21 protein-coding genes are annotated in these 23,619 nt (G+C 70.8%); 14 read left to right on the top strand and 7 right to left on the bottom strand.

Annotated features, from left to right (window positions below; genetic code table 11):
• Positions 1 to 15: 15 nt before the first annotated feature.
• Both OHT57_RS37860 and OHT57_RS37855 read right to left on the bottom strand, forming a co-directional pair.
• Positions 16 to 663, bottom strand: coding sequence for a ScbR family autoregulator-binding transcription factor (locus OHT57_RS37860; protein ID WP_328751285.1), 648 nt, complete (start codon positions 661 to 663; stop codon positions 16 to 18).
• Between the two features lie 70 nt (positions 664 to 733).
• Positions 734 to 1,654, bottom strand: coding sequence for a ScbA/BarX family gamma-butyrolactone biosynthesis protein (locus OHT57_RS37855; RefSeq protein ID WP_328751284.1), 921 nt, complete (start codon positions 1,652 to 1,654; stop codon positions 734 to 736).
• A gap of 145 nt (positions 1,655 to 1,799) precedes the next feature.
• Here OHT57_RS37855 and OHT57_RS37850 point away from each other — a divergent pair, with 145 nt between their 5' ends.
• Positions 1,800 to 2,456 (top strand): ScbR family autoregulator-binding transcription factor, encoded by a 657-nt coding sequence (locus tag OHT57_RS37850; protein ID WP_328751283.1) that lies wholly within the window; start codon positions 1,800 to 1,802, stop codon positions 2,454 to 2,456.
• Between the two features lie 96 nt (positions 2,457 to 2,552).
• On the opposite strand, the gene OHT57_RS37845 is transcribed toward OHT57_RS37850, so the two are convergent.
• Complete coding sequence (locus OHT57_RS37845) at positions 2,553 to 4,337, bottom strand: S8 family peptidase (RefSeq protein WP_328751282.1); 1,785 nt, start codon at positions 4,335 to 4,337, stop codon at positions 2,553 to 2,555.
• Positions 4,338 to 4,710: 373 nt separating this feature from the next.
• Here OHT57_RS37845 and OHT57_RS37840 point away from each other — a divergent pair, with 373 nt between their 5' ends.
• Positions 4,711 to 5,661 (top strand): lytic polysaccharide monooxygenase, encoded by a 951-nt coding sequence (locus OHT57_RS37840; RefSeq protein WP_328751281.1) that lies wholly within the window; start codon positions 4,711 to 4,713, stop codon positions 5,659 to 5,661.
• An 18-nt stretch (positions 5,662 to 5,679) separates the two neighbouring features.
• On the opposite strand, the gene OHT57_RS37835 is transcribed toward OHT57_RS37840, so the two are convergent.
• Complete coding sequence (locus OHT57_RS37835) at positions 5,680 to 6,342, bottom strand: Tat pathway signal sequence domain protein (protein ID WP_328751280.1); 663 nt, start codon at positions 6,340 to 6,342, stop codon at positions 5,680 to 5,682.
• 666 nt (positions 6,343 to 7,008) lie between these two features.
• On the opposite strand from OHT57_RS37835, the gene OHT57_RS37830 reads away from it, so the two are divergent.
• Both OHT57_RS37830 and OHT57_RS37825 read left to right on the top strand, forming a co-directional pair.
• A complete protein-coding gene (locus tag OHT57_RS37830) occupies positions 7,009 to 7,674 on the top strand; it encodes a DUF6230 family protein (protein ID WP_328751279.1) in 666 nt (221 codons plus the stop codon).
• The gene (locus OHT57_RS37825) at positions 7,674 to 8,183 is read left to right on the top strand and encodes a DUF6114 domain-containing protein (protein WP_328751277.1); all 510 of its coding nucleotides are present in this window, start codon (positions 7,674 to 7,676) and stop codon (positions 8,181 to 8,183) included. Before OHT57_RS37830 ends, OHT57_RS37825 begins: the two co-directional genes overlap by 1 nt.
• Before the next feature lie 64 nt (positions 8,184 to 8,247).
• Here the strand turns inward: OHT57_RS37825 and OHT57_RS37820 are convergent, their stop codons facing one another.
• Positions 8,248 to 8,979, bottom strand: a complete 732-nt coding sequence (locus OHT57_RS37820; protein ID WP_328751276.1) for a peptidase E — start codon at positions 8,977 to 8,979, stop codon at positions 8,248 to 8,250.
• Positions 8,980 to 9,295: 316 nt separating this feature from the next.
• On the opposite strand from OHT57_RS37820, the gene OHT57_RS37815 reads away from it, so the two are divergent.
• Genes OHT57_RS37815 through OHT57_RS37795 form a run of 5 tightly spaced genes read left to right on the top strand, consistent with a single transcriptional unit; the run spans position 9,296 to position 14,409 of the window.
• Complete coding sequence (locus OHT57_RS37815; protein ID WP_328751274.1) at positions 9,296 to 10,312, top strand: substrate-binding domain-containing protein; 1,017 nt, start codon at positions 9,296 to 9,298, stop codon at positions 10,310 to 10,312.
• Between the two features lie 44 nt (positions 10,313 to 10,356).
• Positions 10,357 to 13,032: a sensor histidine kinase gene (locus tag OHT57_RS37810; protein ID WP_328751273.1), complete on the top strand. Its 2,676-nt coding sequence runs from the start codon at positions 10,357 to 10,359 to the stop codon at positions 13,030 to 13,032.
• A gap of 10 nt (positions 13,033 to 13,042) precedes the next feature.
• Positions 13,043 to 13,465 carry a roadblock/LC7 domain-containing protein gene (locus OHT57_RS37805; RefSeq protein ID WP_030313681.1) on the top strand — a complete coding sequence of 141 codons (423 nt, stop codon included), beginning with the start codon at positions 13,043 to 13,045 and terminating at the stop codon, positions 13,463 to 13,465.
• 1 nt (position 13,466) lies between these two features.
• On the top strand, positions 13,467 to 13,826 hold the full coding sequence (locus OHT57_RS37800) for a DUF742 domain-containing protein (RefSeq protein ID WP_328751272.1): 360 nt from the start codon (positions 13,467 to 13,469) through the stop codon (positions 13,824 to 13,826).
• On the top strand, positions 13,813 to 14,409 hold the full coding sequence (locus OHT57_RS37795) for a GTP-binding protein (protein WP_328751271.1): 597 nt from the start codon (positions 13,813 to 13,815) through the stop codon (positions 14,407 to 14,409). The genes OHT57_RS37800 and OHT57_RS37795 overlap by 14 nt, the downstream gene beginning before the upstream one ends.
• Positions 14,410 to 14,436: 27 nt before the next feature.
• On the opposite strand, the gene OHT57_RS37790 is transcribed toward OHT57_RS37795, so the two are convergent.
• Together OHT57_RS37790 and OHT57_RS37785 are read right to left on the bottom strand one after the other, a co-directional pair.
• Positions 14,437 to 15,945 (bottom strand): M81 family metallopeptidase, encoded by a 1,509-nt coding sequence (locus OHT57_RS37790; protein ID WP_328751270.1) that lies wholly within the window; start codon positions 15,943 to 15,945, stop codon positions 14,437 to 14,439.
• A 77-nt stretch (positions 15,946 to 16,022) separates the two neighbouring features.
• Positions 16,023 to 17,231 (bottom strand): ROK family transcriptional regulator, encoded by a 1,209-nt coding sequence (locus OHT57_RS37785; RefSeq protein ID WP_328751269.1) that lies wholly within the window; start codon positions 17,229 to 17,231, stop codon positions 16,023 to 16,025.
• A 181-nt stretch (positions 17,232 to 17,412) separates the two neighbouring features.
• Between OHT57_RS37785 and OHT57_RS37780 the strand changes: the two genes are divergently transcribed.
• The 5 genes from OHT57_RS37780 to OHT57_RS37760 are packed head-to-tail and all read left to right on the top strand — an operon-like array spanning position 17,413 to position 23,534.
• Complete coding sequence (locus tag OHT57_RS37780) at positions 17,413 to 19,158, top strand: peptide ABC transporter substrate-binding protein (RefSeq protein WP_328751268.1); 1,746 nt, start codon at positions 17,413 to 17,415, stop codon at positions 19,156 to 19,158.
• A complete protein-coding gene (locus tag OHT57_RS37775; RefSeq protein ID WP_328753442.1) occupies positions 19,158 to 20,117 on the top strand; it encodes an ABC transporter permease in 960 nt (319 codons plus the stop codon). Before OHT57_RS37780 ends, OHT57_RS37775 begins: the two co-directional genes overlap by 1 nt.
• On the top strand, positions 20,114 to 20,992 hold the full coding sequence (locus OHT57_RS37770) for an ABC transporter permease (RefSeq protein WP_328751267.1): 879 nt from the start codon (positions 20,114 to 20,116) through the stop codon (positions 20,990 to 20,992). Before OHT57_RS37775 ends, OHT57_RS37770 begins: the two co-directional genes overlap by 4 nt.
• Positions 20,989 to 22,638 (top strand): ABC transporter ATP-binding protein, encoded by a 1,650-nt coding sequence (locus OHT57_RS37765; protein WP_328751266.1) that lies wholly within the window; start codon positions 20,989 to 20,991, stop codon positions 22,636 to 22,638. Before OHT57_RS37770 ends, OHT57_RS37765 begins: the two co-directional genes overlap by 4 nt.
• Positions 22,635 to 23,534 (top strand): ROK family protein, encoded by a 900-nt coding sequence (locus tag OHT57_RS37760; RefSeq protein ID WP_328751265.1) that lies wholly within the window; start codon positions 22,635 to 22,637, stop codon positions 23,532 to 23,534. The genes OHT57_RS37765 and OHT57_RS37760 overlap by 4 nt, the downstream gene beginning before the upstream one ends.
• Positions 23,535 to 23,619: the final 85 nt, after the last annotated feature.

Genomic DNA, 23,619 nt, shown 5'->3' with positions numbered 1-23,619 from the left:
GCACAGGAACGGCGCTCAGCCGCCCCGGGACTCCTGCTCCAGCTGACTCACCAGAGCCAGATAGCGCGCCCTGCGGTGCACGGGCACCAGCCCCCGGATCATCACGTGCCACATCTCCGCGAGCCGCCGCGGCTGCCGTCCCACCGGCTCCACATGACGGCCCACGACCCGGGTGCCGACGAAGAAGCACACCAGCGAGTGGGCCACCGCGTCCACGTCGGTGTCGTGATGGAGGTCGGACTCCTTGACCGCCCCGAGGAGCTTCCCGGTGGCCAGTTCCATCCACTCCGTGAACGGATGGCGAAGCGGCGGCCGCACCGCGACTCCCCCGGTGGCGAGTCGTAGGCCGGCCCGGAGGACGGGGCCCTCGACCGACAGTCGCGCTATCCCGAAGGTGATCCGGACCAGGGCCTCCAGCGAGGTGTACCCCCTGGCGTCGACGTCCCCTGTCACCTGCTGGGACGTCCGCGACTGGATCTCCATGATGGCGTGGGCCAGATCGTCCTTGGCCGCGAAGTGGAAGTACAGCGCGCCCTTGGTGACCTGGGCGTGCTCGACGATGTCACTGAGACTGGTCGACTCGTAGCCGCGACGGTCGAACAGATCGGCGGCGGCGGTGATGATCGTCGCTCGGGTCTGTTCAGCGCGTAACTGCCTCGGCATGGACTGCACACTCCTGTGACGGAAAAGAACGGGTCATGCCGTTTGTTTCTTACTCCCCGTACACGATATCTCACCCTTCGGCGGCGCCGACTCGGCACTCGAAGGCCGCCGATTCGCCTTGCAGCGCGACGACTTGTACGTCCCCGCCGGCCCCTGTGCTCACTTCCATCCACACCGGTTTGTCGAGCTCGGCGTACTGGTGAAAGGCGGCATGGAAGGACGTCGGCACCCACCGGTCCCCGCCGCCGTGTGCCCGTGCCGCCTGGCGAGCGGCCTCCAGGAGGAGCATGCCGGGAATGTGGTCCAGCGGGTGGTCGAAGAAAACAGGGTGTGCGGTATCGACTCTCAGTCGCCAGCGGTCGGAGCGAGCGGTGGGAGACAGGAGCACGTCGGCGCGCAGGGCCCGTCCCACCGTGCCTGCCGGCAGCGGCGGGGGCGGCGGCTGAGGCAGCCGAAGGACACCGATGTCGGCGGTGCGGCCACGGCGCAGCCGACGGTAGACGGACTGGTTGGTCCAGCTCACGGCGACACGGCCGGTCGCTACGCGCTCGCCGCCCAGGCGCAGGACGGCGTCGTAGCGCAGGGCGGTCGGACGGCCGCCGCGGCGGCGGATCTCGTCGACGGTGATGTCGATGACGGGTTCGGCCGGGGCGGCGCCTACGGCCAGATGCTCGGGGTGGGTGTCGACACGCAGTTCCTGCAGGACGAACTGATGACCGATCGGGACCTCGTAGGCGGAGTGGGCGAGAAGCGCTCCGCACTGGCGGACCGTTTCCGCGATGAGGAGCGGCTCATAGGCCGAGCGGTCCGGGGACACGTGTAACTGATGGGCGCGCGGCCACTGGGCGGTCAGCGTGAACCGGTCGGTGCCCGTTCTGTTCCAGCCGGTGAGGAGGGTCTCCGCGACGGCCACGCGGTGCACGAGTTCACGAGGGACGGTCGCCGTCAGGGCTCCGGGCCGGGACTCCGTGAACTGCCGCGACTCTGGCATGCTTCCCCCTCGTTCCTCCGAAGCGGTGACGGATGGCGAGGCGCCCGTTCCGGTGAGCGATAGAGTACGAGGCATTCCGGTCTGTTTTCAATGTGATCTGATCGAGACCGGAAGAGACCCGACTCGGCGTATGGGAGGGGTTCTTATGGCGAGACAGGAGCGCGCCATCAGGACACGCAGGACGATCGTGGAGGCAGCGGGGGCCGTCTTCGACGAACACGGGTACGCCGCCAGCACGATCGCGATGGTGCTGGCGCGGGCCGACGTCACCAAAGGCGCCCTGTACTTTCACTTCTCCTCCAAGGAGTCCCTGGCGCAGGCCGTGCTCGACGAGCAGTTGTCGCTGGGTGCCGTGCCACCGCATCCCTGCAAGCTCCAGGAGATCGTCGACATGACGTTCGTCTTCGGGCACCGGCTGCGGACCAACTCGCTGCTGAAGGGAAGCGTGCGGCTGACCGTGGACCAGTGCGCGCCGCCCGGCGTCGACCACACGGGGCCGTTCCGGCAGTGGAGCGAGCGTCTGTCGGCGATGCTGCAAGCTGCCGCGGAACAGGGCGAGTTGCTGCCGCTGGTGAAGCCCAGGGACACGGCGGATCTGCTGGTCGGGGCGTTCGCCGGGGTGCAGTTGATGTCACGGGCGCTCAACGGGCGGGAGGATCTCGGGCACCGGATCTCCGTCATGTGGGCCCATGTGCTGCCGAGCATCGCGGTGCCGGGACTGCTGATCGCCCTCGACAGCCGGCCCGACCGCGGGGCCCGGGTGCTGGCGTCCGCGGAGAGCGGTGAACTGGTGGGCGCCTGAGCGTGGTTCGGACCGGCCGAGCCCGCGCCCCCACGCACGACGGGCCGGCCGGTGCACCATCCGCACCGGCCGGCCCGTTCGTTCGGGAGGGTTCGCTCAGAAGGTCAGCTTCCAGCTGTTGAGGGTGCCCGTGTCCTGCGCGGCCGTGTCCTGGACGCGGAGCTTCCAGGTGCCGTTCGCCGTCTCCGAGGACGCGTCCACGGTGTAGGTGGTGTTGACGTTGTCCGCCGAGTCGGAGGAGCTGGCCGCCTTGAGGCTGTACACCGTGCCGCCCGGGGCGACGAGGCCGATCACCAGGTCACCGCGGTAGGTGTGGGTGATGTCGACGCCGACCTGGAGGGTCGCGGGGGCGTTGCCGCTGCGGCCGGTGACGGCGATGGAGGACTCGATCGCCGAGCCGTTGTCCGGGACGGCGACCGCGGTGGTGCTGGAGAAGGTCGTCCCCGTCGTCGTACCGCCGCCGCTCACGGCGGCCACCGTCTTCGCCGCGTCGGCCAGGCCCGCGCCGCAGCCGCCGGAGCAGGCGCCGGGCAGCGGCCGGGCGTTGTTCTTGATGGCGGTCTCGATCTGCGCCGGGGTCAGCGAGGGGGCCGCCGACTTCACCAGCGCGACCAGGCCCGCGATGTGCGGGGTGGCCATGCTGGTGCCCTGGTAGTAGGCGTACGACTCCGAAGAGGCCGTCGAGGCACCGGAGTTGAGCGTGGACAGGATGCCGTTGGCGGTGCCGGTGCTGGTCTGGCCGCCGGGCGCCGAGATGTCCACGAGGGTGCCGTAGTTGGAGTACGAGGCCTTGGCGCCGGCACGGTTGGTGGCGGCGACCGAGATGATGTTGTTGCAGTTGCCCGGCGAGTGGCCGGAGACGTTCTCGTTGTCGTTTCCGGCGGCCACGGCGATGGTCGTGCCGCGGCTGACGGCGTTGTTGATGGCGGTCTGGGTCGCCGAGGTGCAGGCGCCGTCGCCGCCGAGGCTCATGTTGATGACCTTGGCGACGTTGGTGTTGGCGGGCACGCCGGAGACGGTGCCGCCGGACGCCCAGGTGATGGCGTCGATGATGTCGGAGTCGTAGCCGCCGCACTTGCCGAGCACGCGCACCGGGGAGATCTTCGCGCCGTACGCGATGCCCGCGACGCCCTTGCTGTTGTTCGTGACCGCGGCGATGGTGCCGGCGACGTGCGTGCCGTGCCAGGAGGAGCTGGAGGCCGGGATGCCGGAGCCGCACTCGTTGGCCGCGTAGTAGTCGCCCGGGTCGGCGGGGTTGCTGTCGCGGCCGTCGCCGTCGACGGAGACCGCGGTGTCGGAGATGAAGTCGTAGCCGCCGACGATGTTCGCGGCGAGGTCGGAGTGGGCGACGTAGCCGGTGTCGATGACGGCGACGGTCACGCCGGTGCCGGTGGACGTGGTCCAGGCACCCGGCACGTTCATGCCCGCGGTGGACTCGAACAGGTCCCACTGCTTGGCGTACTCGGTGTCGTTGGGGTCGGCCTGCGGCTTGTTCAGACGGTCCGGCACGACGTAGGCGACCTGCGGGTCCGACTTGAACTCGGTGACCACGTCGGCGACTTCGGCCTTGCTGGGGTTCGCGCCCAGGTTCACGAGGGCGGCACCGGTACCGAGGCGGCGCTGGAAGTCGGCGTCCTTGGCGGCGGCGTCGGCCTCGGCGGCCTTGTTCGACGTGGCCTCGGCTGCACCGGACTTGTAGCCGACGATGAGGCGCTCGGCCGGGGTGCCTGGGGCGGCCTCGGTCGACGCGGCCGGAACGGCGGTTTCCTGAACGGGGGCGTCCTGGGCGACGGCGACGGAGGCCGTGCCGACGGAGAGCAGGGCCGCTGAGACGGCGGCGGCGGATATCAGCTTCCGCCTCAGGGAGGGCGAGGTGCGCAAGGGCTTGCCTTTCGTGGCCGCGCTCCGGGCAGCTCGGAGCGGCAGTCGAATCGCTTCGGCGATGAAGCGGCGAGGGGGGGTGAAGCCAGCGGGCACGACGGGCGGCCAGACGTGGGGTGCGTGACCCGTTCGGGGTTACCTGTGGGTCAGCTGAGATCGAACGATAGGCAAAGGGATGGTCATGCGGATACAGGGGAAACCCTTGAGCCGACCGGGAACCCACCCCCTGTCGGCGGCCGGTTGACCGGGGATGGCCGCTTTGCCCGCGTCTGCGCGGAGGCGAACACGCTGCCGTGCCGGTGAACGCGCGGGGCCCGCGTCCCGTACTGCACGGAAGCCCGTCTTTTCCGCGCCGCCCGAGGAGGGGTTCCGGATGGCCCGGACGCCCAGGACAACCGCCCGCCTTACGACCGCGTCGGTCGCCGTCGCGACGCCGCTCCTGCTGACCCTGTTCGCCGCTGCGCCCGCGCAGGCGCACGGCGCTCCCACGGATCCGGTCAGCCGGGTCTTCGCCTGCTCCCCCGACGGCGCCTCCACGGGCACCGCCGCATGCCGGGCGGCCGTCGCGGCCAATGGCTCGCCCTTCACGGCGTGGGACAACCTGCGCGTCGCGAACGTGAACGGGCGGGACCGGCAGACGATCCCCGACGGGAAGCTGTGCAGCGGTGGCCTGCCCGCCTACCGGGGCCTGGACCTGGCGCGCTCGGACTGGCCGACGACCCGTCTGTCCCCCGGCGCGTCGCTGACCATGAAGTACGCCTCGACGATCCCGCACACCGGCACGTTCCGGATGTACCTCACCGAGCCCGGCTACGACCCGTCGAAGCCGCTGAAGTGGTCGGATCTGCCGGAGCAGCCGTTCGCACAGGTGAAGGACCCGGCGCTGACGAACGGCGCGTACCGGATCCGGATGACGCTGCCGAAGGACCGGACCGGACCGCAGGTGCTGTACACGATCTGGCAGAACACCAGTACCGCGGACACGTACTACTCGTGCTCGGACGTCGTGTTCCCGGCGGCGGCCGGCAAGGGCGGTACGGATGCGGGCAGCGCCACGTCACCGACCCCGTCCAAGGCCGCGAAGAAGGATGCCGGGAAAAAGGAGTCCGGGAAGAGCGCGACGCCGTCCGCTCCCGCCGCCACTCCCACGCCAGCTTCTTCCGTGGCCCGTTCGGCGGACGCCGCCGACCCGGACTCCACTCCGGTGGCCGCCGACGCCGAGCCCGGCTCCGGACCGTCCGCGCCCATGATGGCGGGCGGCGCCGCCGCGGTGCTGGTGCTCACCGGGGGCGCCGCCCTGGCGCTTCGTCTGCGCCGACGCTGAACTACCTCTTCAGGTAGGTCAGTTGACGTAGACCGCTTCGCCGCCGGCGGTCACCGGGCTGTACTTCGCGGTCCAGAAGCCGCTCGCCGGGCACAGCGAGGAGCCGGACGTCCGGGTGAACTGCTGGTTGCTGAAGGCGATGCTGTTGTCGGCGTTGGAGGCCGTGCCGGCGAGGCCGCCCGCAGCCTGGTAGACACAGCTGACGCTGCCCAGCAGGGTGCGCAGCACAACGGTCGTCTGGATGGCGGAACCGCTCGCCGGGGTCACGGCGACGGCACCGTCGGAGCCGACGGTGGTGGTGTACGGCAGGTTGTTGACCGTGATGCTGGTGACGCCGAGGACGCCGAGGACGTTCGAGGTGCAGCTGCCGAAGGTCTGCGTGTCGAGCGACTCGGTCGCGGTGCCCGGCGCGGTCGGGTTGCCGCCGGTGCCGACCGTGGCGCCGAACGTCGAGACCGCACAGGTGATCCCGCTGGTGCCGGTCGCGGTGGAGTAGAGGGTCGCGGTGGTGCCGCTGGCCAGGGAGGCGTTGATGGCCGCGCCGTCGGCGACGTTGGTGCCGCCGAGTCCGCCGGTGGTCAGGACCGCGACGTCGGCCGCCGCGGCAGGGGCGGCCGCGGCCACGGGCAGAGCGAAGGCGGCAGCAGCGGCGGTGAGGGTGAGCAGAGTACGAATACGCATGCGGGATTGCCTCTTCCATGAGGTGAGCGTGGGTGTGGGGGAGCACGGACGCGGGTCGGCGTCCGCCGTTGCCGGTCCGTCACGCCTTCTCCGTACGTGACGGACCGGCAACAGCAGCCGGCCGGTGACCGGCCGGAGGCCCACTGGGGGAGGGCTCCGGCAGGGCCGGGCGGGAGAGGGCGAACCCGGTACGGCCAAGGGGGGAAGCGGCCGTATCGGGAGCCGTGGAGGATCGGGCTCGGGCGGTGAAGAGCCCGTGATGGACGAACGGTCCGGGAAAACAGAAGGTGCCGCCCGACGACTGGATCCGGCGCCACGGATCCGGGGGAAGCCACGAGAGTTGTAGACCTGATCATCCGTCAACGTCAAGATGCAGTACGGCAGTTGATCTTCAAATGATGGCTTTTACCAGCCGATGGAACGTTGTTGATCACGGGCGGCACATAATCGACACCCTTTACTCACAAGTCGCTTGACCCATGGTCGTAACCGCCGGTAACTTCCTCGGCGTTACTGCGGAGTACCAGAAAGGCCTTGCAGCCACCGGGAGTTTGCGAGGAGGCGTGCGCCGCAGCCGCTGTCCGCGCCAGGACAGACCAGCCACCGAAGCCGCAAACAAGCGCACGTGAACCCCACTTGCGTTGACTATGCCCCTGGGAGCAGCACATGGCCTCGCCCGTCGGTAACACCTCTGAGACCCCCGAAAGCGGTTCCACCCCCGAATCCTCCGACGGCCCCGCAAGACGCGGACGGCTGTCGGGTCGCCGGGCCGCGATCATGGCCGTGCCGGCCGTCGCGATCACCGCCGGCCTCGCGATCATGACCGCGCAGGGTGCGCTGGGGGTCCAGTTCGCCATCTCCGGCATGCCGTTCACGGTCACCGCGACGCAGATGGACGGCACCGGGTTCGAGCAGTTCGGCGGGCTCGACAACATGGCGGACAACAGCCCGAACGCCGGCGACACCGGCGGCCAGGTCCTGATCGTGACCTCCGCCATCAAGAACGCGACGATCACCAAGCTGTGCCAGAGCGTCGACCTGGGCGGCACCAACCTGCTCATCAAGGCGGGCGCCGGTGACAAGAAGGTCGAGGCGACGGACCTGACCTTGGACTCGACCGATCTGACCGGTGACGCGTCCTTCACCAACATCGAGATCGGCAACGACGCCAGCACCCTCACCAAGGCGGGTGTGAAGGGCCCCCTCGGCGTCTTCAGCCAGCAGGCCGACACCGTGCACATTGCCAACCTGCGCCAGACCAACTACGCCACCACGGCGGCTGTGTTCAAGCTGCCCGGCCTCAAGCTCAGCTTCAGCGGCACGGGCTGCTGATGGAGACCCAGGAGCCCGAGGGCAGCGAGGACAGGTTCACCCGCTGGGTGTACGGACGTCCCTTCTTCGGCGGGCTGTGGCTGACCCTCGGCGGGGCATTGATCCTGCTCACCATGAAGGTCTCGCTGAAGGTGGTCATGCACGTCGGGATGCAGGGGCTGGCGGGTTACCTCCTGCCGATCCTGATGGTGCTGTTGGGACTGCTGATCCTCTTCAGCCCCGAGCAGCGCCTGTTCTACTCGATCACCGGCGTGCTGGTCTCCCTGGGCACCTGGGTCACCTCGAACATGGGCGGCTTCATGGTCGGCCTCCTCCTGGGGGTCACGGGAAGCGTCCTGACCTTCGCCTGGCTGCCCGACCAGGAACCGCGGGTGAGCCGCAAGGACCGGCGCGGACTCGCGCAGGAGGCACCACAGGACGGCTCGGCGACCGGGACGGACCGGCCCCCGGCCGGGACCGACACGGCACAGGCCGGAATGTCCGCCGGCACACCGCAGGCCGCGCAGTAGTGGGGGTGCGCGCGCCGCTGCCGCACCCGCACCCCTTGCGCCCGGACCGCGCAGGCACCGCCCGTCACACGCCGGGCAGCCTGCGCGGTTCGACGCGTTCCTCGACCGCCGTGTCGCCGTCGCGGGTGACCACGTAGGCACCCTTTCCGGGGACCTCGGTGACCGCCTCGACGAGTTCGGTGCCGCGGTAGACCAGCCCCACGCCGTCGTCCGTGCAGTGGGTGGCCGGCAGGGTGCCGTCCGCGACGAGCCGGTGGACCAGCGGGCGGCGCCCCGGGTCGCTGTCGTAGTGCACCCCGTTGCCGTATGGCAGGAAGCCCAACGCACCGGTGAGCGGCCGCAGTTCGGGGCCGTACGAATCGGTGGTGCCGCCCTCGAACCAGCACAGGGAGCCCGCGCTGACCCCGCTCATCACCACGCCGGACTCCCAGGCCCCGCGCATGATCCGGTCGAGGCCGTGGACCCGCCACACGGCGAGCAGGTTCGCCACCGAGCCGCCCATGACCCACACCACGTCCTGCTCCAGGACGGCGCCCTCGACGTCGTCCAGGTTCGGCATGGGGAAGAGCTGGAGCGGCGTGAGGTCGAAGCCGGCCACCCGGGCCGCCTCGTGCATCCGGGCCGTGAAGTGCTCTGCGTCCCCGATGGCCGTGCCGACGTACATCACGCGCGGCCTGCGGCCGTGGGCGCCCGACAGGTCGACGGCGTGGTGCACCAGGGCGTGGAACGACACCATGGTGCGCCCGCCCGCGCGGTGCCCTCCGGAGGTCGCGACGATCGTCGGTTCTGAGGCCATTCACGTGATCCTAGCCAGCGGGTGCGCGAGAAGGGCCCGCCTGCCCGACGACGTCGGCCCCGGTCCGCGGCCGGCAACTCCCCGCCGCCGTAGGGCCATGAACGCAACCCCGCTACCGGCCCCTCCCGCTGCCCGCTGTCATGAAGATCATTACGATGCGGAACCGAGAAGTCATTACAAGGGGCTGATCACTTGACTACCGGCGGTCACACGCGGTTGGCTCCTGGCCAGTGATAGTTCAACCGGTCGACGCACCCGCGATCCGGCCGGGTTTTCGTGTTCCGCCTGCTCGGCCGCACAGCGAGGTGCCGCACCCATGAACACTCCTCCCCCACCTCGGACCTCCTCAAGATCCGTGCGCGTGGCCGCCGTTGCCTCCGTCGCCCTCCTTCTGCTCGCCGGCTGCTCCGGTGCCGGCGGTGACTCCCGGCTCGACTCGGGCACGGGCGCGGCACAGGGGGCGGACACCGCCCGGCTGAAGATCGCCCTCATCACCCATGGCGGCGAGGGCGACGCCTTCTGGGAGCGCGTGCGCAAGGGCGCCGAGGCCGCCGCCGCCAAGGACGGTGCCGATCTGACGTACGCCAACGACTCCGACCCCGCGGGCCAGGCACAGTTGGTGCGCGATGCGATCGGCGACCGGGTCGACGGCATCGCGCTCACCCTGGCCAAGCCCGCCGCGATGAGGGCGCCGGTCGCCGCGGCCCGCGCGGCCGGCATTCCCGTGGTGGGCCTCAACTCCGGTATCGACGCCTGGAAGTCGCAGGGGCTTCTGGAGTACTTCGGCCAGGACGAGAGTGTCACCGGCGCGGCCGTCGGGAACAAACTGAACGAACTGAAGGCCAAGCACGCGCTGTGCGTCATCCACGAACGGGGCAACGTCGCCCTGGAGGCGCGCTGCGCCGGTGTGAAGAAGACGTTCGGCGGCCGGACCGAGAACCTGTACGTGGAGGGCACCGACCCCGAGGCCGTGGACACCGTGCTCACCGCCAGGCTGCGCCAGGACCCCGGCATCGACGAAGTCGTCACCCTCGGCGCGCAGTTCGCGCTGGACGCCGTGGGGTCGGTGAAGTCGGCGGGCAGCAGGGCCCACGTCGCCACCTTCGACCTCAACGCCGACCTCGCCAAGGCGATCCACGCCGGGACCGTACAGTTCGCGGTGGACCAGCAGCCGTATCTCCAGGGCTACCTCGCCGTGGACTCACTGTGGCTGTACGAGACCAACGGCAACATCAGCGGGGGCGGTGTGGCCCCCGTGCTCACCGGGCCCGCGTTCGTCACCCGGACGAACGTCACCGCGGTCTCGAAGTTCGCCGCCGCCGGGACCCGCTGACCTCCCTCAGAAGACCCCCGCCCCCTGACCGCCCAAGGACGACAATGCCCGACCGGAAAGGTGCCCGGCGCCGCCTCGGCTCCATACGTCTCTCGCTCATCCTGCTGGCGCTGGTGCCCAGCGTCACCCTCACCGCCATGTGGGGTGTGACGACCACGCAGTTGTTCTCGGAGGGCCTGCGGCTGCGCTCACAGACGGAGCTGAGCAAGTCGACCGGCGCGATGGGCACCGAGGCCACGCTCGCGCTGCAGGGCGAACGCGCGGTGTCCGCCGCCTGGTTGGCCAAGGTGCCGGGATCCCTGGCCGCCCTGGAGGTCAAGCGCGCGGAGACGGACACCGCCGTGGGCCAGCTCCTCGGGCAGTCCGACGAGATCCAGCAGGCACCGGGACGCGTCTCCGACAAGCTGTACTCGGTCCTCGGTTCGGTGGGCAGCCTGGAGTACTACCGCGGCCAGGTCGACCACCCCACCGACATCACCGCCGAGCAGGCGCTGGACCAGTACACGTCGATCATCGACGACCAGATCCACGCCTTCCAGCAGCTCTCGCAGGTCGACGACGGCGACCTCACCTCGCAGGCCGGGCCCCTCGTCGCCCTCGAACACGCGGCGGAGCTGACCTCCCAGGAGGACGTGAAGCTCACCCTGGCCTGGCCGTCCGGCCATCTCGACGAGAAGGCATGGACCGAGTTCGTGCAGCTGGTGAACACGCGCCGGTGGCTCGTCGAGGACCAGATCGTGCCCGCGCTCAGCGGCAGTGCGAAGAAGCAGACCGAGCGGATCCTGGCGAGCGCGGACTGGCAGACCCTGACGAACGTCGAGGACCAGGTGCTCGCCGCCCGGCCGGCCGGCGGCACAGGCCGGGTGGTCCTGCCGGACGCGCAGAAACGGTGGTCGGCCGCGATGGCGCGGGTCTCCGTCCGCTACAGCGCCCTGATCCGGCAGCAGACCTCGGGACTGCTGACCCGCAGCGCGGACAAGGCGCGCGAGCAGCTGCTGACGGCCGCGTCCCTCAGCGCCGGCGGACTGATCGCGCTGCTGATCTGCCTCGTCATGTCCTGGCGCATCACCCGCTCCCTGTCCCTGCGGCTGCGCGGCCTCAGGGAGGCCACGCTGAGTCTGGCCCAGGAACGGCTGCCCGACGTGGTCGCCCGGCTGGAGCGGGGAGACACGGTCGACGTGGACCTGGCCGCGCCCGAGCTGGACTACGGCTCGGACGAACTCGGCCAGGTGGCCAAGGCGTTCAACGCCGCGCAGCGCACTGCCGTGGAGACGGCGGTGGAACTCGCCGACACCCGGCGCGGTTTCCAGAAGGTGATCCTCGGCATCGCCCGCGAGAGCCAGAACCTCGTCAACCTCCAGCTGAGCCGGCTGGACACCCTGGAGCGTCGTCACCAGGACCCCGACGTCCTGGAGGGACTGTACGAACTGGACTCCACGGCAAGCCAGTTGCGGCGGTACGAGGAGAACCTGGTCATCATCAGCGGCGGGCAGCCGCGGCGCAGCTGGACCGAGCCGGTCGCACTGATCGACATCCTGCGCAGTGCGGTGGGCGAGGTCGCGGAGTACCAGCGGGTGGAGGTGCACACCGACGAGGAAGTGTGCCTGGCGCCGCCCGCGGTGGCCGACGTGATCCATCTGCTGGCCGAACTGATCGAGAACGCCACGCTGTACTCCCCCGCGCCGAGCCCCGTGGGCGTACGGGCCGCGCTGGTCGCCAAGGGCCTGGCCGTCGAGGTCGAGGACCGGGGTCTCGGCATGTCCGAGGACGAGTACGACTCCTTCAACGCCCACCTGGCCGAGGCCCCCAAGTTCGACGTCGTCGCCCTCGCCGACGACCTCCGCCTCGGCATGTTCGTCATCGCCCGCCTCGCCAACCGCCACGGCATCCAGGTGACCCTGCGATCCTCGCCGTACGGGGGGACCACGGCGATCGTGCTGATCCCGCACGAGGTCGTCGTACGAGAGGACGCCATGGTGCCGGACCGGGCCGACGCCGGTGACCTGGTGGCCGCCGGGCTCGGGACCGGCGCGAGGGTTCTGGCGGGGTTGACGCGCACGACGGGCGCCGGGGATGCGGACGTCTCCGCGGAGGTGCCGGGCTCCGGCGGCCCCGACTTGCCCGCCGACGCGGCGGACGCGGACGGCGGCGTGGAGCCCGCCGCCGGACGGGCAGGGGCCACAACGCCCGCCCCCGCACGCGTCACCGCTGCCGCCCCGGCTGCCGACAGCCGCCCCGGCACTCTCGTCCCCCTTCCCCGGCGAGTGCCCCAGACCAGCCTCGCCGTCGAACTGCGCGACGAAGCTCCGGCCGACTGCGAGGAAGCGGACGCCGAGGACTTCACCGCCGACCACGCGGCCTCCTCACTCGCCGGCTTCCAACGCGGCACGCTCCGCGCCCGGGACGAGGACGACCCCCTCGACGGCTCGCTCAACGGGTCGCTCGACGGCCCGGCAGACCCGACCGCCCGGACTGAGCCCCACGACGCCCCGAAGGCCGCACCCGTCCAGGCCGACCCGTTCGACGTGGCGGAGGACGTGGCGGAGGACGCAGCGACCGGCCGTGGGACCGGCCCGTTCGGCGTTCCCGAGGAAGTGACTCCCGCCGACGACGACCCCCTCGACGCCCTCAAGGAAGCGGCCGCCGCCGAGCCCGATCCGCTCGGTGTTCCGCACGACCCGGCCGTCGCCGCCCACGCTCCCCGCTCCGATCGCTCATGAAGGACACGCCATGACACGCCCCACCCCCGCCACGCACACCCAGCTGGACCAGCTGCTCACCGGACTCGTGGAGCGGGTCGCCGACGTGACGCAGGCTGTCGTGCTCTCCGAGGACGGGCTGGTCGTCAGCAAGTCCACCGGGTTCCTGCGCGACGACGCCGAACGGCTGGCGGCGACCGCGTCCGGGCTGATGAGCCTGAGCAAGGGCGTCAGCATGGACTTCCGGGGCGGCCCGGTGCGCCAGGCGCTCATCGAGATGGCCAACAGTTTCCTGATCCTCACCTCGGCGGGACCCGGCGCCCACCTGGTCGTCCTGACGGGGCCGAACGCCGACGTCGGCGTGGTGGCGTACCAGATGAACATGCTGGTGAAGAAGATCGGCGAGCACCTCAGTGCGGCGCCACGGGCCGGCATCGGCCCCACCGGCGGATGAGGTGACCGACAGCGACGCGGCGGGCCGGCTGGTACGGCCGTTCGCCCTGACCGGCGGGCGGACCCGGCCCAGCCGCGCCGACTTCACCCTCATCACCACGGTGACCGCGGTGGACCCGCGCCCGGAGCGGGCCCCCCGGCCGCAGCCGGAGCAGGCCCGCATCCTGCGCCGGTGCGCCCGCCCGCTCGCCGTCGCGGAGCTGGCGGCGCTGCTCGACCTCCCGGTCAGTGTGGTCGTGATCATGCTGTGCGACCTGCTGGAGGCGGGTCTGATCACCGCGCGCCCGCCGCGCCCCGTCTCGCCCCGCACGACGGACCTGGACCTGTTGCAGAAAGTGAGGGATGGCCTTGGCCGGCTCTGAGACGCTCGCCGTCGAGACTGCTGGGACTCCCGCCGCGCCCGACACCGTCAAGATCCTGATCGCGGGGGGTTTCGGCGTCGGCAAGACCACCATGGTCGGGTCGGTCAGCGAGATCGCCCCGCTGCGCACGGAGGAACCCCTCACCGTCGCGGGCCTGGGGGTCGACGACCTCGCCGGGATCGAGCAGAAGCGGGCCACCACGGTGGCCATGGACTTCGGCCGGATCACCATCAGCGACGAACTCGTGCTCTACCTCTTCGGCACCCCGGGCCAGCAGCGGTTCTGGTTCATGTGGAACGACCTCGCCGTCGGCGCCCTGGGCGCGGTCGTCCTCATCGACGTACGCCGCCCGGAGTCCAGCTTCGCCGCCGTGGACTTCTTCGAACGCCGCCGCATCCCCTTCGTCGTCGCCGTCAACGGCTTCGAGGGACGGCATCCGTACCCGGCCGAGGACATCAGGGAGTCCCTCGCGCTGCCGGCGGGTGTCCCGGTGGTGCTGTGCGACGCCCGCCGGCGCGAGTCGTCCCGGGACGTACTGATCACCCTGCTTGACCTGCTGATCGCCGAAGCGGTCGAGGAGTAGGGCAAGAAGGGTCCTGGGTACGGACGTTCACTCGTCGGGCCCGGTCAACTCCTCGTCCGAGGACGGGATCACGCGGGCCCCGAGGTCCGGATCGGACATCTCCCGGTCGAAGGGGAACATGGGCCGGCGGATGCGCCGGTGACCGAGGCGTGGCAGGTCCTGGTCGACGCCGCCCGGAGTGAGGGCCATCTTCCAGTCGGCGGCCATCGCGAACAGCTCGGGCTCCAGGTAGCCGATCTTGACGAGGACGACGTCCGCGTCCCGCGGCTGCAACTCCAGGTCGGTGAAGTCGTGTTCATGGTGGTACGGCTTCCTCAGCCGCGTCAGGATCACGTACACGCTCCCCACCCGCAGCACCGCCTCGGTCTGCGCGTGCAGGTCGCCGTGCCGGACGGCGTGGACCACGCCGGTCAGAGTGAGCGGGCCGGCGTGCCGGTCGTCGACCTCGGCGCCCGCGGTGACGGTCACCGTGGCCCCGACGCCGGCGTGTACGGTCGCGTCGACGGCGGCCGGGCCCGGCACGGAGGCGTAGATGACCGTCGGGCCGGAGGGGTCAGCGAACTCAGGCCGGGCCAGCACCTGTTGGAGCCCCCAGGTGACGTCACCCGCGCCGCCGGCGGTCGGGTTGTCGCCGGTGTCGCTGACGAAGTACGGGCGGCGCCCGGAGGCCAGGGCCGCGTCCAGGCACTCCTCCAGGGTGCCGGTGGGGGCGACGAACCCGAAGTCGTGGCGGGCCTTCCAGAAGCCGCGGGCGAGCCGTTCGGCACCGGTCGTCACGGCGTCCGCGGAAAGGCCCGTGACGACGACGGCGGCCCGGTTGCGGGGTTCGTCGGCCCAGGCGTAGCCGACCCAGATCGCCGCGTCCGTCACACCCGCCTCCGCCTCCACCTCGGCCACGGCGGCGTAGACGCTCCTCGCCGGTTCGATCCGGGTGGAGGTCTGCTCGCCGGCCAGGAGCACGGGCACCGGGATCCAGGCCTTGACGGGGCGCGGGGCTCCGCCGGCGAGGTGGTCCACGAGGTTCCGGGCGGCCCGCTCCTTCGTCTCCATGGCGTCCTCGTGCGGGGCCATGCGGTAGCAGGTGATCAGGTCGGTGCGGTGGACGAGGTCACGGGAGACGTTGCCGTGCAGGTCCATCGAGGTGGACACGACGGTCCCGGCACCGATGACGTCCCTGATCCGGTTCAGGAGTTCGGCCTCGGCGTCGTCCAGGCCCTCCACGGTCATCGCGCCGTGGATGTCGTACCAGAGGCCGTCGATCGGGCCCATCTGCGCGAGCCGGGTGAGGAGTTCACCGGTCAGCTCGGCGTAGGCGGCGGCCGTGACCGTGCCTCCCGGCAGCGCCTTGCCCACGAGGGCGCCCCGCCAGTCGGCGGCCTCGCGCAACGGCCGGCCCGGGGCGAGGAAGGGGTAGCGGGTGAGGACATCCGCACCCCGCTGGGCGTGGAAGGCGGGCGCCTGGGTGCGGGCCGGGGAGAAGGTCGAGGACTCGATGCCGAGGCCTGCGACGGCGATTACGGGTCGGGATGTCGGCATGGTTGTTCCCCTGAGTCGTCTGCGGTGCCGTCGAGGCTGTTCGCGCGGTTCCCCGCGTCCCTGATGGGGCGCTCTCGTCATCCCCGGACGCCCGTGACCGATTGCATCGCCTGCGCCAGCGCCCGCTGCAACGCGAACTGGCCGGCTCCCGCCAGCCCCGCGTCCGCGCCCAGTGACGTGCGCTCGATCACCAGACGCTGGGTCACCAACGGATGGCAGCCCTCGTACAGCTGGCTGCGAACGGCCGCGACGAACGGCTCCAGCGTGGACAGGATGCCGCCGAGGTACACCGCGTCGGGGTTGAAGAAGTTGACGTTGGCCGCGAGGACCTGGCCGAGGTAGCGGCCGGCCTGACGGACCGCGCGGGTGGCCTCGGGGTCGGCGTCGACGGCGCGCCGTACGACGTCCTCGGTGCTCGCCACCTCAAGGCCCCGCTCCCGCAGGATCCGGACCAGTGCCGCGCCCGAGGCGACCGTCTCCAGACAGCCCGTGTTGCCGCACGAGCACGGAGTGTCCTGGGCGGCCTCGACGCGGACGTGGGTGATCTCCCCCGCTCCGCCGGTCGCGCCCCGGTACAGCCGGCCGTCCACGATCACGCCCGCGCCGATCCCGGAGCCCACCTTCACCATGATCGACTGCCGGTGCTCGACGGGCCGGACGCTGTGCTCGCCGACGGCCATGCAGTTGGCGTCGTTCTCGACGGCCACCGGGACGCCGAAGCGCTCCTCGAACCAGTCCCGGACGGGGAACCGGTTCCAGCCGGGCATGCGCGCGGGCAGTGTCACCAGGCCCGGCTCGACGTCGACCGGGCCGGGCAGGCACAGGCCCACGCCCCGCAGCCGCTCCCGTCCGTGCCGGCCGATCAGTGCCTGGAGGGTCTCCGCGAGACCGGGCAGCGCGGCCTCGGGGCCGTCCGCCGTGGCGAACGGCACGGTCGACACGTCGGTGAGGCCGCCGCCGGGGTGCACGACCCCGACATGCGCGTGCTTTCCGCCGAGGTCGGCCGCGACCGCGTATCCGTCGCTGCCGCCGAGCCGCAGCACCTTGCGGGGCCGTCCGCCGGCGGAGGACCGGGTGCCCTCCTCGGCCACCAGCCCGCGGTCCAGGAGCTGTCCGACCGCGAAGGACACCGTCGAGGGCGCGGCGCCGAGGAGCGCGGAGAGTTCCGTGCGGGTCGTCGCCTGGCCGGAGGCGAGGAGTTCGAGGACGCCTTCGGCGAGCGAGGAGAAACCGGTGCCGTGCCGTCGGGGCGGAGGGGGGTGCGCTGGCGGACTTTTTTCAATCATGGACGAAGTTACTTCCGAATTCGGCGGCCGGGGTGTCGAGCGTAAGCCCGGAAGGCCTCTTTGCACTTTTTTCAGAACAGCAGAAACAGGCTTTTTACAGCGGCACGCCTATTTCTTCCAACAGAGGGGGCGTTCACTGGCCCCACCCCCGCTTCCACCTCCCTGGTCCCAGGAGCACGCCATGTCCCCTGCCCGCCAAAGACTCCTCGCCGGTGCCGCCGCCCTCAGCGCGGGCACCCTGCTGCTGACCGCCTGTTCCGGGTCGAGCGGCACGGCGTCGTCCTCGCACGGCGCCGTCAACTACGCGCTGCCCGCGAACTTCACGCCGAACTGGATCCTGCCGATCGGCACCGCGGCCCACCTCAACACCAACAACATCTCCATCGCGAACACGCTGTGGGAGCCGCTCATCGCCTACGACGGCTCGACCGGCAAGATCGGCTGGAACAAGGCCGGTTCGGTCGCCACCGACGCCACCTTCGCCGCCGACGACAAGAGCGTGACGATCACCCTGGGCGACCGGCACTGGAGCGACGGGAAGCCGATCACCTCCGCGGACGTGAAGTTCTGGTTCGACCTCATCAAGGCGAACAAGGCCGCGTGGGCGGGCTACAACCCGGGCAAGGCGCCCGACAACTGGACGTCCTTCAAGACGGTCGACGACACCCACTTCACGATCACCTTCGACAAGGCCTACAACCCGCAGTGGATGCTCGCCAACGAGCTGAACTCCATCACCCCGCTGCCCCAGCACGCCTGGGCCGGGAGCCGGGACGCCAAGCAGGCATGGACGTATCTCAACAATGCGGCGAAGAACATCTCCGGCTACGCCTCGAACCCGCTGTGGAAGACCATCAGCGGCCCCTACGCCGTCAAGTCCTTCTCCACCGCCGGCAAGGTCGTCCTGACCGCCAACAAGAAGTACGACGGCGGCGAGAAGGCGAACATCCCCACGGTGAACCTGCTCCCGTTCACCACCACCGACGCCGAGAAGAACGCCCTGCGGTCCGGCAGCGTCGACTACGGCTACATCGAGGCGACCGACCTCGACCAGAAGGACAGCTTCACCGCGCAGGGCTACAAGGTGGAGCCGTGGTCGGGCTGGGCCATCACCTACATGCCGTACAACTTCAACAACCCTTCCATGGGCGCGGTGTTCAAGCAGCTCTACGCCCGTCAGGCCATCCAGCACTCGATCGACCAGGCGAGCCTCGCGAAGGTCGTTCTGGCCGGCACGGCGGTACCCGGCTACGGGCCGATCCCGCAGGGACAGACCTCGGACTTCCTATCGCCGGTGCAGAAGGACAACCCGTACCCGTTCTCGAACGACACCGCCAAGTCGCTGCTGACGAGCCATGGCTGGACCGAGCAGGGCGGGGTCATGACCTGCTCCGAGCCGGCGAAGTGCGGTGCGGGCGTCGCCAAGGGCACGAAGTTCCGGATGCAGGTGCTCTCGCAGTCCGGCTCCACGGTCACCGACAACATGATGAGCGCGATCCAGTCCTCGCTCGCGAAGACCGGCATCGCGTTCTCCATCAAGACGGCGCCGGTCAACTCGGTGCTCTCCCAGACCCCGCAGTGCACGTCGGGGCAGTCGATCTGCAAGTGGCAGCTGAGTTTCTTCGGCACCGCCGGCAGTTGGTACTTCAACGCCTTCCCGACCGGTGACTCGCTGTTCCAGACCGGCGGCGGCTCCAACTTCGGCAACTACTCCGACCCGGACGTCGACAAGCTCATCTCGGCGACCACCACGTCGAGTTCGAACCAGGCCGTCCAGGACTACAGCGCGGCCCTCGCCAAGGAACTGCCGGTCATCTGGCTGCCCGAGCCGGACTACCAGATCTCCGTCGTCAGGAACGGCCTCGGCGGCTTCTCCCAGGACTCGCTGGCCAACTTCCACCCGGCGCAGTGGAAGTGGACCAAGTAGTGGAGACGGTCCGCTACCTCGCACGGAGGCTGTCGCAGGCCCTCGCCGTGATCCTGATCGTGACGATCGTGGTCTTCTGCCTGCTGCACGCGCTTCCCGGGGGTCCCGCGCGCGGAATCCTCGGGCCGCAGGCGACGGCCGGGCAGATCGCCGCGTTCAACCACGAGCAGGGGCTCGACCGGTCCCTGCCCGTGCAGTACGCCTACTATCTGCGCGAGTTGGCGCAAGGCGATCTCGGGACGTCGTACACGCTGAACGAGGCGGTGTCCCGGCTGATCGGGCAACGACTGCCGAAAACGCTGGTGCTGACCGTGCTGTCCGCCATCGTCGGACTGCTGCTGGCGGTGCCGCTGGGGATGTGGCAGGCGGTGCGGAGGAACAAGCCGGCCGACTACGTCATCACCACGCTGAGCTTCGTGGCGTACTCGACGCCGGTGTACTTTCTCGGGCTGCTGCTGATCCTGCTGTTCACGCAGACCCTGCGGTGGTTCCCCTCACAGGCACCCCAAGGGGACACGCTGGCGCAGGTGTTGGCGGACCCGGCGGCACTGGTGCTGCCCGTGGTGACCGGGGCCGCGTCGATGGTGGCCGTGTTCAGCCGGTACATGCGGGGCGCGACACTGGAGAACCTGTCCGAGGACTACGTGCGGACCGCTCGCGCGGGCGGTGCGGGGCAGTACGCGGTGCTCTTCCGGCATGTGCTGCGCAACTCGCTCACCCCGGTGATCGCGATGCTCGGGTACTACGTGCCGGTGCTGTTCGGGGGCGCGCTGGTGGTGGAGCAGCTCTTCAACTACCCGGGGATGGGGCTGTTGTTCTGGTCCGCCGCGCAGTCGTCCGACTATCCGGTGCTGCTCGGGTGTGTGCTGGTCATTTCTGTCGCGACGGTCGTCGGGACGTTGCTTGCGGATGTGGTGCAGCGGGTTGTGGATCCTCGGGTGAAGGAAGGGCGGGTATGAGTGTTCAGAGTGCGGGCCGGTGGGGGCTGGTCGCGCCGTTCCCCGCGCCCCTGAAGGCGCGCTTCGCGCGCAACAAGCTGGCCGTGGCCGGGCTCATCGTCGTCATCCTGTTCCTGGGCTTCTGCTTCGTCGGGCCGCTCCTCTACTCCACCGATCAGACCCACACCGATCTCACCCAGGTCAACCTCGGGCCCAGCGGCTCCCATTGGCTCGGAACCGATGCCGTCGGGCACGACCAGCTCGGGCGGCTCATGTACGGCGGGCAGGTGTCCCTGTCGGTCGGGCTGGCGGCCGGGGTGCTCGCCACCGTCATCGGCACGCTGTGGGGGGCCGTGGCGGGGTATGCGGGCGGGTGGGTCGACGCCGTGATGATGCGGGTCGTCGACGCGGGCATCGCCATCCCGGCGCTGTTCATCCTGCTCGTCGTGTCCGCCATCACCAGTCCCGGCACGTCCGGGCTGATTCTCGTCCTCGGGCTGGTGTCCTGGCTGGTGCCGTCCCGGCTGGTGCGGGCCGAGACGCTCACGCTCAAGAACCGGGACTATGTGCTGACCCTGCGGGCGACCGGAGGGACGCACGGGCGGGCGATCCGCCGGCACATCCTGCCGAACTCGGTGTCCACGATCGTCGTCGCGGGCACCTTCCAGGTCGCCGACGCGATCCTGCTCATCGCCTATGTGTCGTATCTGGGCCTCGGTGTCCAGCCGCCGAAGACCGACTGGGGCGGCATGCTGTCGGCCGGGCTGACGGCCGCGTACTCGGGACGCTGGTGGCTGATCGTGCCGCCGGGCCTGGCGATCATCCTCGTCGTGTGCGCGTTCAACGCGATCGGCGACGGCCTGCGGGACGCCTTCGACGTGAGGGGACGCGCGTGAACATCCTGACCATCGAGGACCTCGGAGTGACGTTCTCCACGGAGACGGGTGACGTGCCCGCCGTGCGCGGGGTGTCCCTGGAGGTCCGCCCCGGCGAAACGCTCGCGCTCGTCGGCGAGTCGGGGTCCGGCAAGTCGACGGTGGCACTGGCCTCGATGGGCCTGCTGCCGGACAGTGCACGGGTCTCGGGGCGGGTGAGCGTCGACGGTACGGAAGTCGTCGGGGCACCGGAGGCCTCGCTCGCCGGGCTGCGGGGACGTACGGCCTCCATGGTCTTCCAGGAACCTGCCACCGCCCTCGACCCGCTGACCCGGGTCGGCGCCCAGATAGCGGAAGTCGTACGCAATCACCAGGACGTCTCCCGGTCACAGGCCGCGCGTGAGGCGGTCGACCTGCTGCGCCGCGTCGGGATTCCCGAGCCGGAGCGGCGGGCCTCGGCCTTCCCCTTCCAGCTGTCGGGCGGGCAGCGGCAGCGGGTCGTCATCGCCATGGCGATCGCCAACTCGCCTGCTCTGCTGATCGCGGACGAGCCGACCACCGCGCTCGATGTCACCGTGCAGGCCGAGATCCTGGACCTGCTGCGGCGGCTCGCGGCCGACTCGGGCACGGGTGTCCTCCTCGTCACGCACAACATGGGCGTGGTCGCCGACTTCGCGGACCGGGTCGCCGTGATGCTGCGGGGCGAGGTCGTGGAGACCGGGCCGGTGGAGGACGTGCTGCTGCGGCCGGAGCACGCGTACACGCGGGCGTTGCTGGCGGCGGTGCCACGCCTGAGGATCAGCGGTGCGGACACGCCTTCGGCCCCTCAGAAGGACACTCCCCCGGCCTCCGGGACGGATGCTCCCGTGGTGCGACTGCGGGACGTGTCCGTGCGGTTCGGGCGGGTCCGGGCACTCGACGGGGTCTCCCTCGACGTCCGTCCCGGTGACACCGTCGGGCTCGTGGGCGAGTCCGGGTCGGGCAAGTCGACGGCGGCCAGGGTCGCGCTCGGGCTCATCGCACCCGCCTCCGGTTCGGTGTCGCTGTTCGGCACCGACCTGGCCCGGGTCCGGGGCCGGAAGCGGCGGGCGCTGCTCGCCGGGGTGGGCGTGGTGCTCCAGGACCCGGTGGCCTCGCTGGACGCGCGGATGAGTGTGGCGGAGTGCGTGGCCGAGCCGCTCAGGGTGCACCGCCGGGGCATGACGGGCGCCGAGCGACGGGAACGGGTCGCGGAGGTGCTCGAACTGGTGCGGCTGCCGCGGGAGTTGGCGGTGCGGGGCCCGCGTGAACTGTCCGGTGGCCAGCGCCAGCGGGTGAGTCTCGCCCGGGCGCTGGTGCTCGAACCCCGGCTGCTGGTCGCGGACGAGCCCACCAGTGCGCTGGACGTGAGCGTGCAGCGGACCGTGCTGGAGGTGATCGCCGAGTTGCAGCGGGAGCTGGGGTTCGCCTGTCTCTTCGTCTCCCACGACCTGGCCGTCGTGCAGGAGTTCGCCCAGCAGGTCGTCGTCATGCGGGACGGGCGGGTCCAGGAACAGGGGCCGACCATGTCCACGCTGCTGCACCCGGAGACCGAGTACACGCGACGGCTCATCGCGGCCGTACCGGTGCCGGATCCGGTGCTGCAGCGGCAGCGCCGTGCACAGCGGCAGGCGGAGGTCACCGCGTGAAGGCGGTCGCCGGCGTCGACATCGGCGGTACGACCACTCAAGTGGCCCTGTGCACCGACGACTTGACTGTCGTGGACCGGCTGGAGGTGCCCACTCCCGCGGCGGCCGGCGGGGCCGCGATGGTGGGCGCCGCGCTGGACGCCGTACGCCTGCTGCTGGACCGTATGGACGCGCGGCTGCTCGGGGTCGGGATCGGGGCGGCAGGCGTGGTGGACGCGCGGGCCGGGCGGGTCCTGGTCGCCAGCGACTCCTTCCGGGACTGGGCCGGGTTCGCGGTGACAGCGGCCTTCGAGGAGGCGCTGGGGGTTCCGGCGTTCCTGGACAACGACGTCAACGCGTTCCTGCGCGGCGAGGCCACGGCCGGTGCCGTCGCGGGCGAACCGTATGTGCTCGGGATGACCCTCGGCACCGGCGTCGGCGGGGCGCTGTGGCTGGACGGCGCACTGTACGACGGACCGCACGGCGCGGCGGGCGAGATCGGGCACGTCCCGGGCTTCGGCGATCTGCCCTGCACGTGCGGGGGCCGCGGGCACCTGGAGACGCTGGCGTCGGGACGGGCGATCGCGGCCCGGTACGGGGCCCGGACCGGGCGGGAGCTGAGCGCGCGGGAGGTGGCGGAGGTCTCCGACCCGGTCGCGCTCGGCGTGTACGAGGACGCGGGTGCCGCCGTCGCCCGCGCGCTCCTCGTCACGGCAGGCCTGCTGGACGTCACCACGGTCGTGATCGGCGGCGGCGTCAGCCGGTCCTGGCACCTGCTGGCACCGGCGGTCCAGCGCGCCCTGAGCGCCGAACCGCCGGTCAGCGGGCACCCGGTACGGGTGGTGCCCGCCCTGCTCGGCGGGGACGCGGTGACGGTGGGTGCGGCGGCCCGGGTGCGGGCGGAACTCGGTGCGTGAGCGCGAGCCCGCCGTCAGCGGCCGACGTGACCCCATGAGAACGGCGCGGGCCTCCCCCGTGAAGGCGGGTGCCCGCGCCGGTTCC

The sequence above is a fragment of the Streptomyces sp. NBC_00285 genome, assembly GCF_036174265.1.
In the GTDB taxonomy this organism is placed as follows: Bacteria; Actinomycetota; Actinomycetes; order Streptomycetales; family Streptomycetaceae; genus Streptomyces.
The sequence above is the reverse complement of the archived record's forward strand: the minus strand, read 5'-3'. Positions and strand labels throughout refer to the sequence as shown.

What these genes read in the sequence shown, in the direction of transcription:
- OHT57_RS37785 (WP_328751269.1), bottom strand. Translation starts at nt 17,231, where the DNA reads ATGATTGAAAAAAGTCCGCCAGCGCACCCCCCTCCGCCCCGACGGCAC.
- OHT57_RS37825 (WP_328751277.1), top strand. Translation starts at nt 7,674, where the DNA reads ATGGAGACCCAGGAGCCCGAGGGCAGCGAGGACAGGTTCACCCGCTGG.
- OHT57_RS37815 (WP_328751274.1), top strand. Translation starts at nt 9,296, where the DNA reads ATGAACACTCCTCCCCCACCTCGGACCTCCTCAAGATCCGTGCGCGTG.
- OHT57_RS37805 (WP_030313681.1), top strand. Translation starts at nt 13,043, where the DNA reads ATGACACGCCCCACCCCCGCCACGCACACCCAGCTGGACCAGCTGCTC.
- OHT57_RS37860 (WP_328751285.1), bottom strand. Translation starts at nt 663, where the DNA reads ATGCCGAGGCAGTTACGCGCTGAACAGACCCGAGCGACGATCATCACC.
- OHT57_RS37835 (WP_328751280.1), bottom strand. Translation starts at nt 6,342, where the DNA reads ATGCGTATTCGTACTCTGCTCACCCTCACCGCCGCTGCTGCCGCCTTC.
- OHT57_RS37790 (WP_328751270.1), bottom strand. Translation starts at nt 15,945, where the DNA reads ATGCCGACATCCCGACCCGTAATCGCCGTCGCAGGCCTCGGCATCGAG.
- OHT57_RS37830 (WP_328751279.1), top strand. Translation starts at nt 7,009, where the DNA reads ATGGCCTCGCCCGTCGGTAACACCTCTGAGACCCCCGAAAGCGGTTCC.
- OHT57_RS37770 (WP_328751267.1), top strand. Translation starts at nt 20,114, where the DNA reads ATGAGTGTTCAGAGTGCGGGCCGGTGGGGGCTGGTCGCGCCGTTCCCC.
- OHT57_RS37780 (WP_328751268.1), top strand. Translation starts at nt 17,413, where the DNA reads ATGTCCCCTGCCCGCCAAAGACTCCTCGCCGGTGCCGCCGCCCTCAGC.
- OHT57_RS37810 (WP_328751273.1), top strand. Translation starts at nt 10,357, where the DNA reads ATGCCCGACCGGAAAGGTGCCCGGCGCCGCCTCGGCTCCATACGTCTC.
- OHT57_RS37855 (WP_328751284.1), bottom strand. Translation starts at nt 1,654, where the DNA reads ATGCCAGAGTCGCGGCAGTTCACGGAGTCCCGGCCCGGAGCCCTGACG.
- OHT57_RS37820 (WP_328751276.1), bottom strand. Translation starts at nt 8,979, where the DNA reads ATGGCCTCAGAACCGACGATCGTCGCGACCTCCGGAGGGCACCGCGCG.
- OHT57_RS37850 (WP_328751283.1), top strand. Translation starts at nt 1,800, where the DNA reads ATGGCGAGACAGGAGCGCGCCATCAGGACACGCAGGACGATCGTGGAG.
- OHT57_RS37840 (WP_328751281.1), top strand. Translation starts at nt 4,711, where the DNA reads ATGGCCCGGACGCCCAGGACAACCGCCCGCCTTACGACCGCGTCGGTC.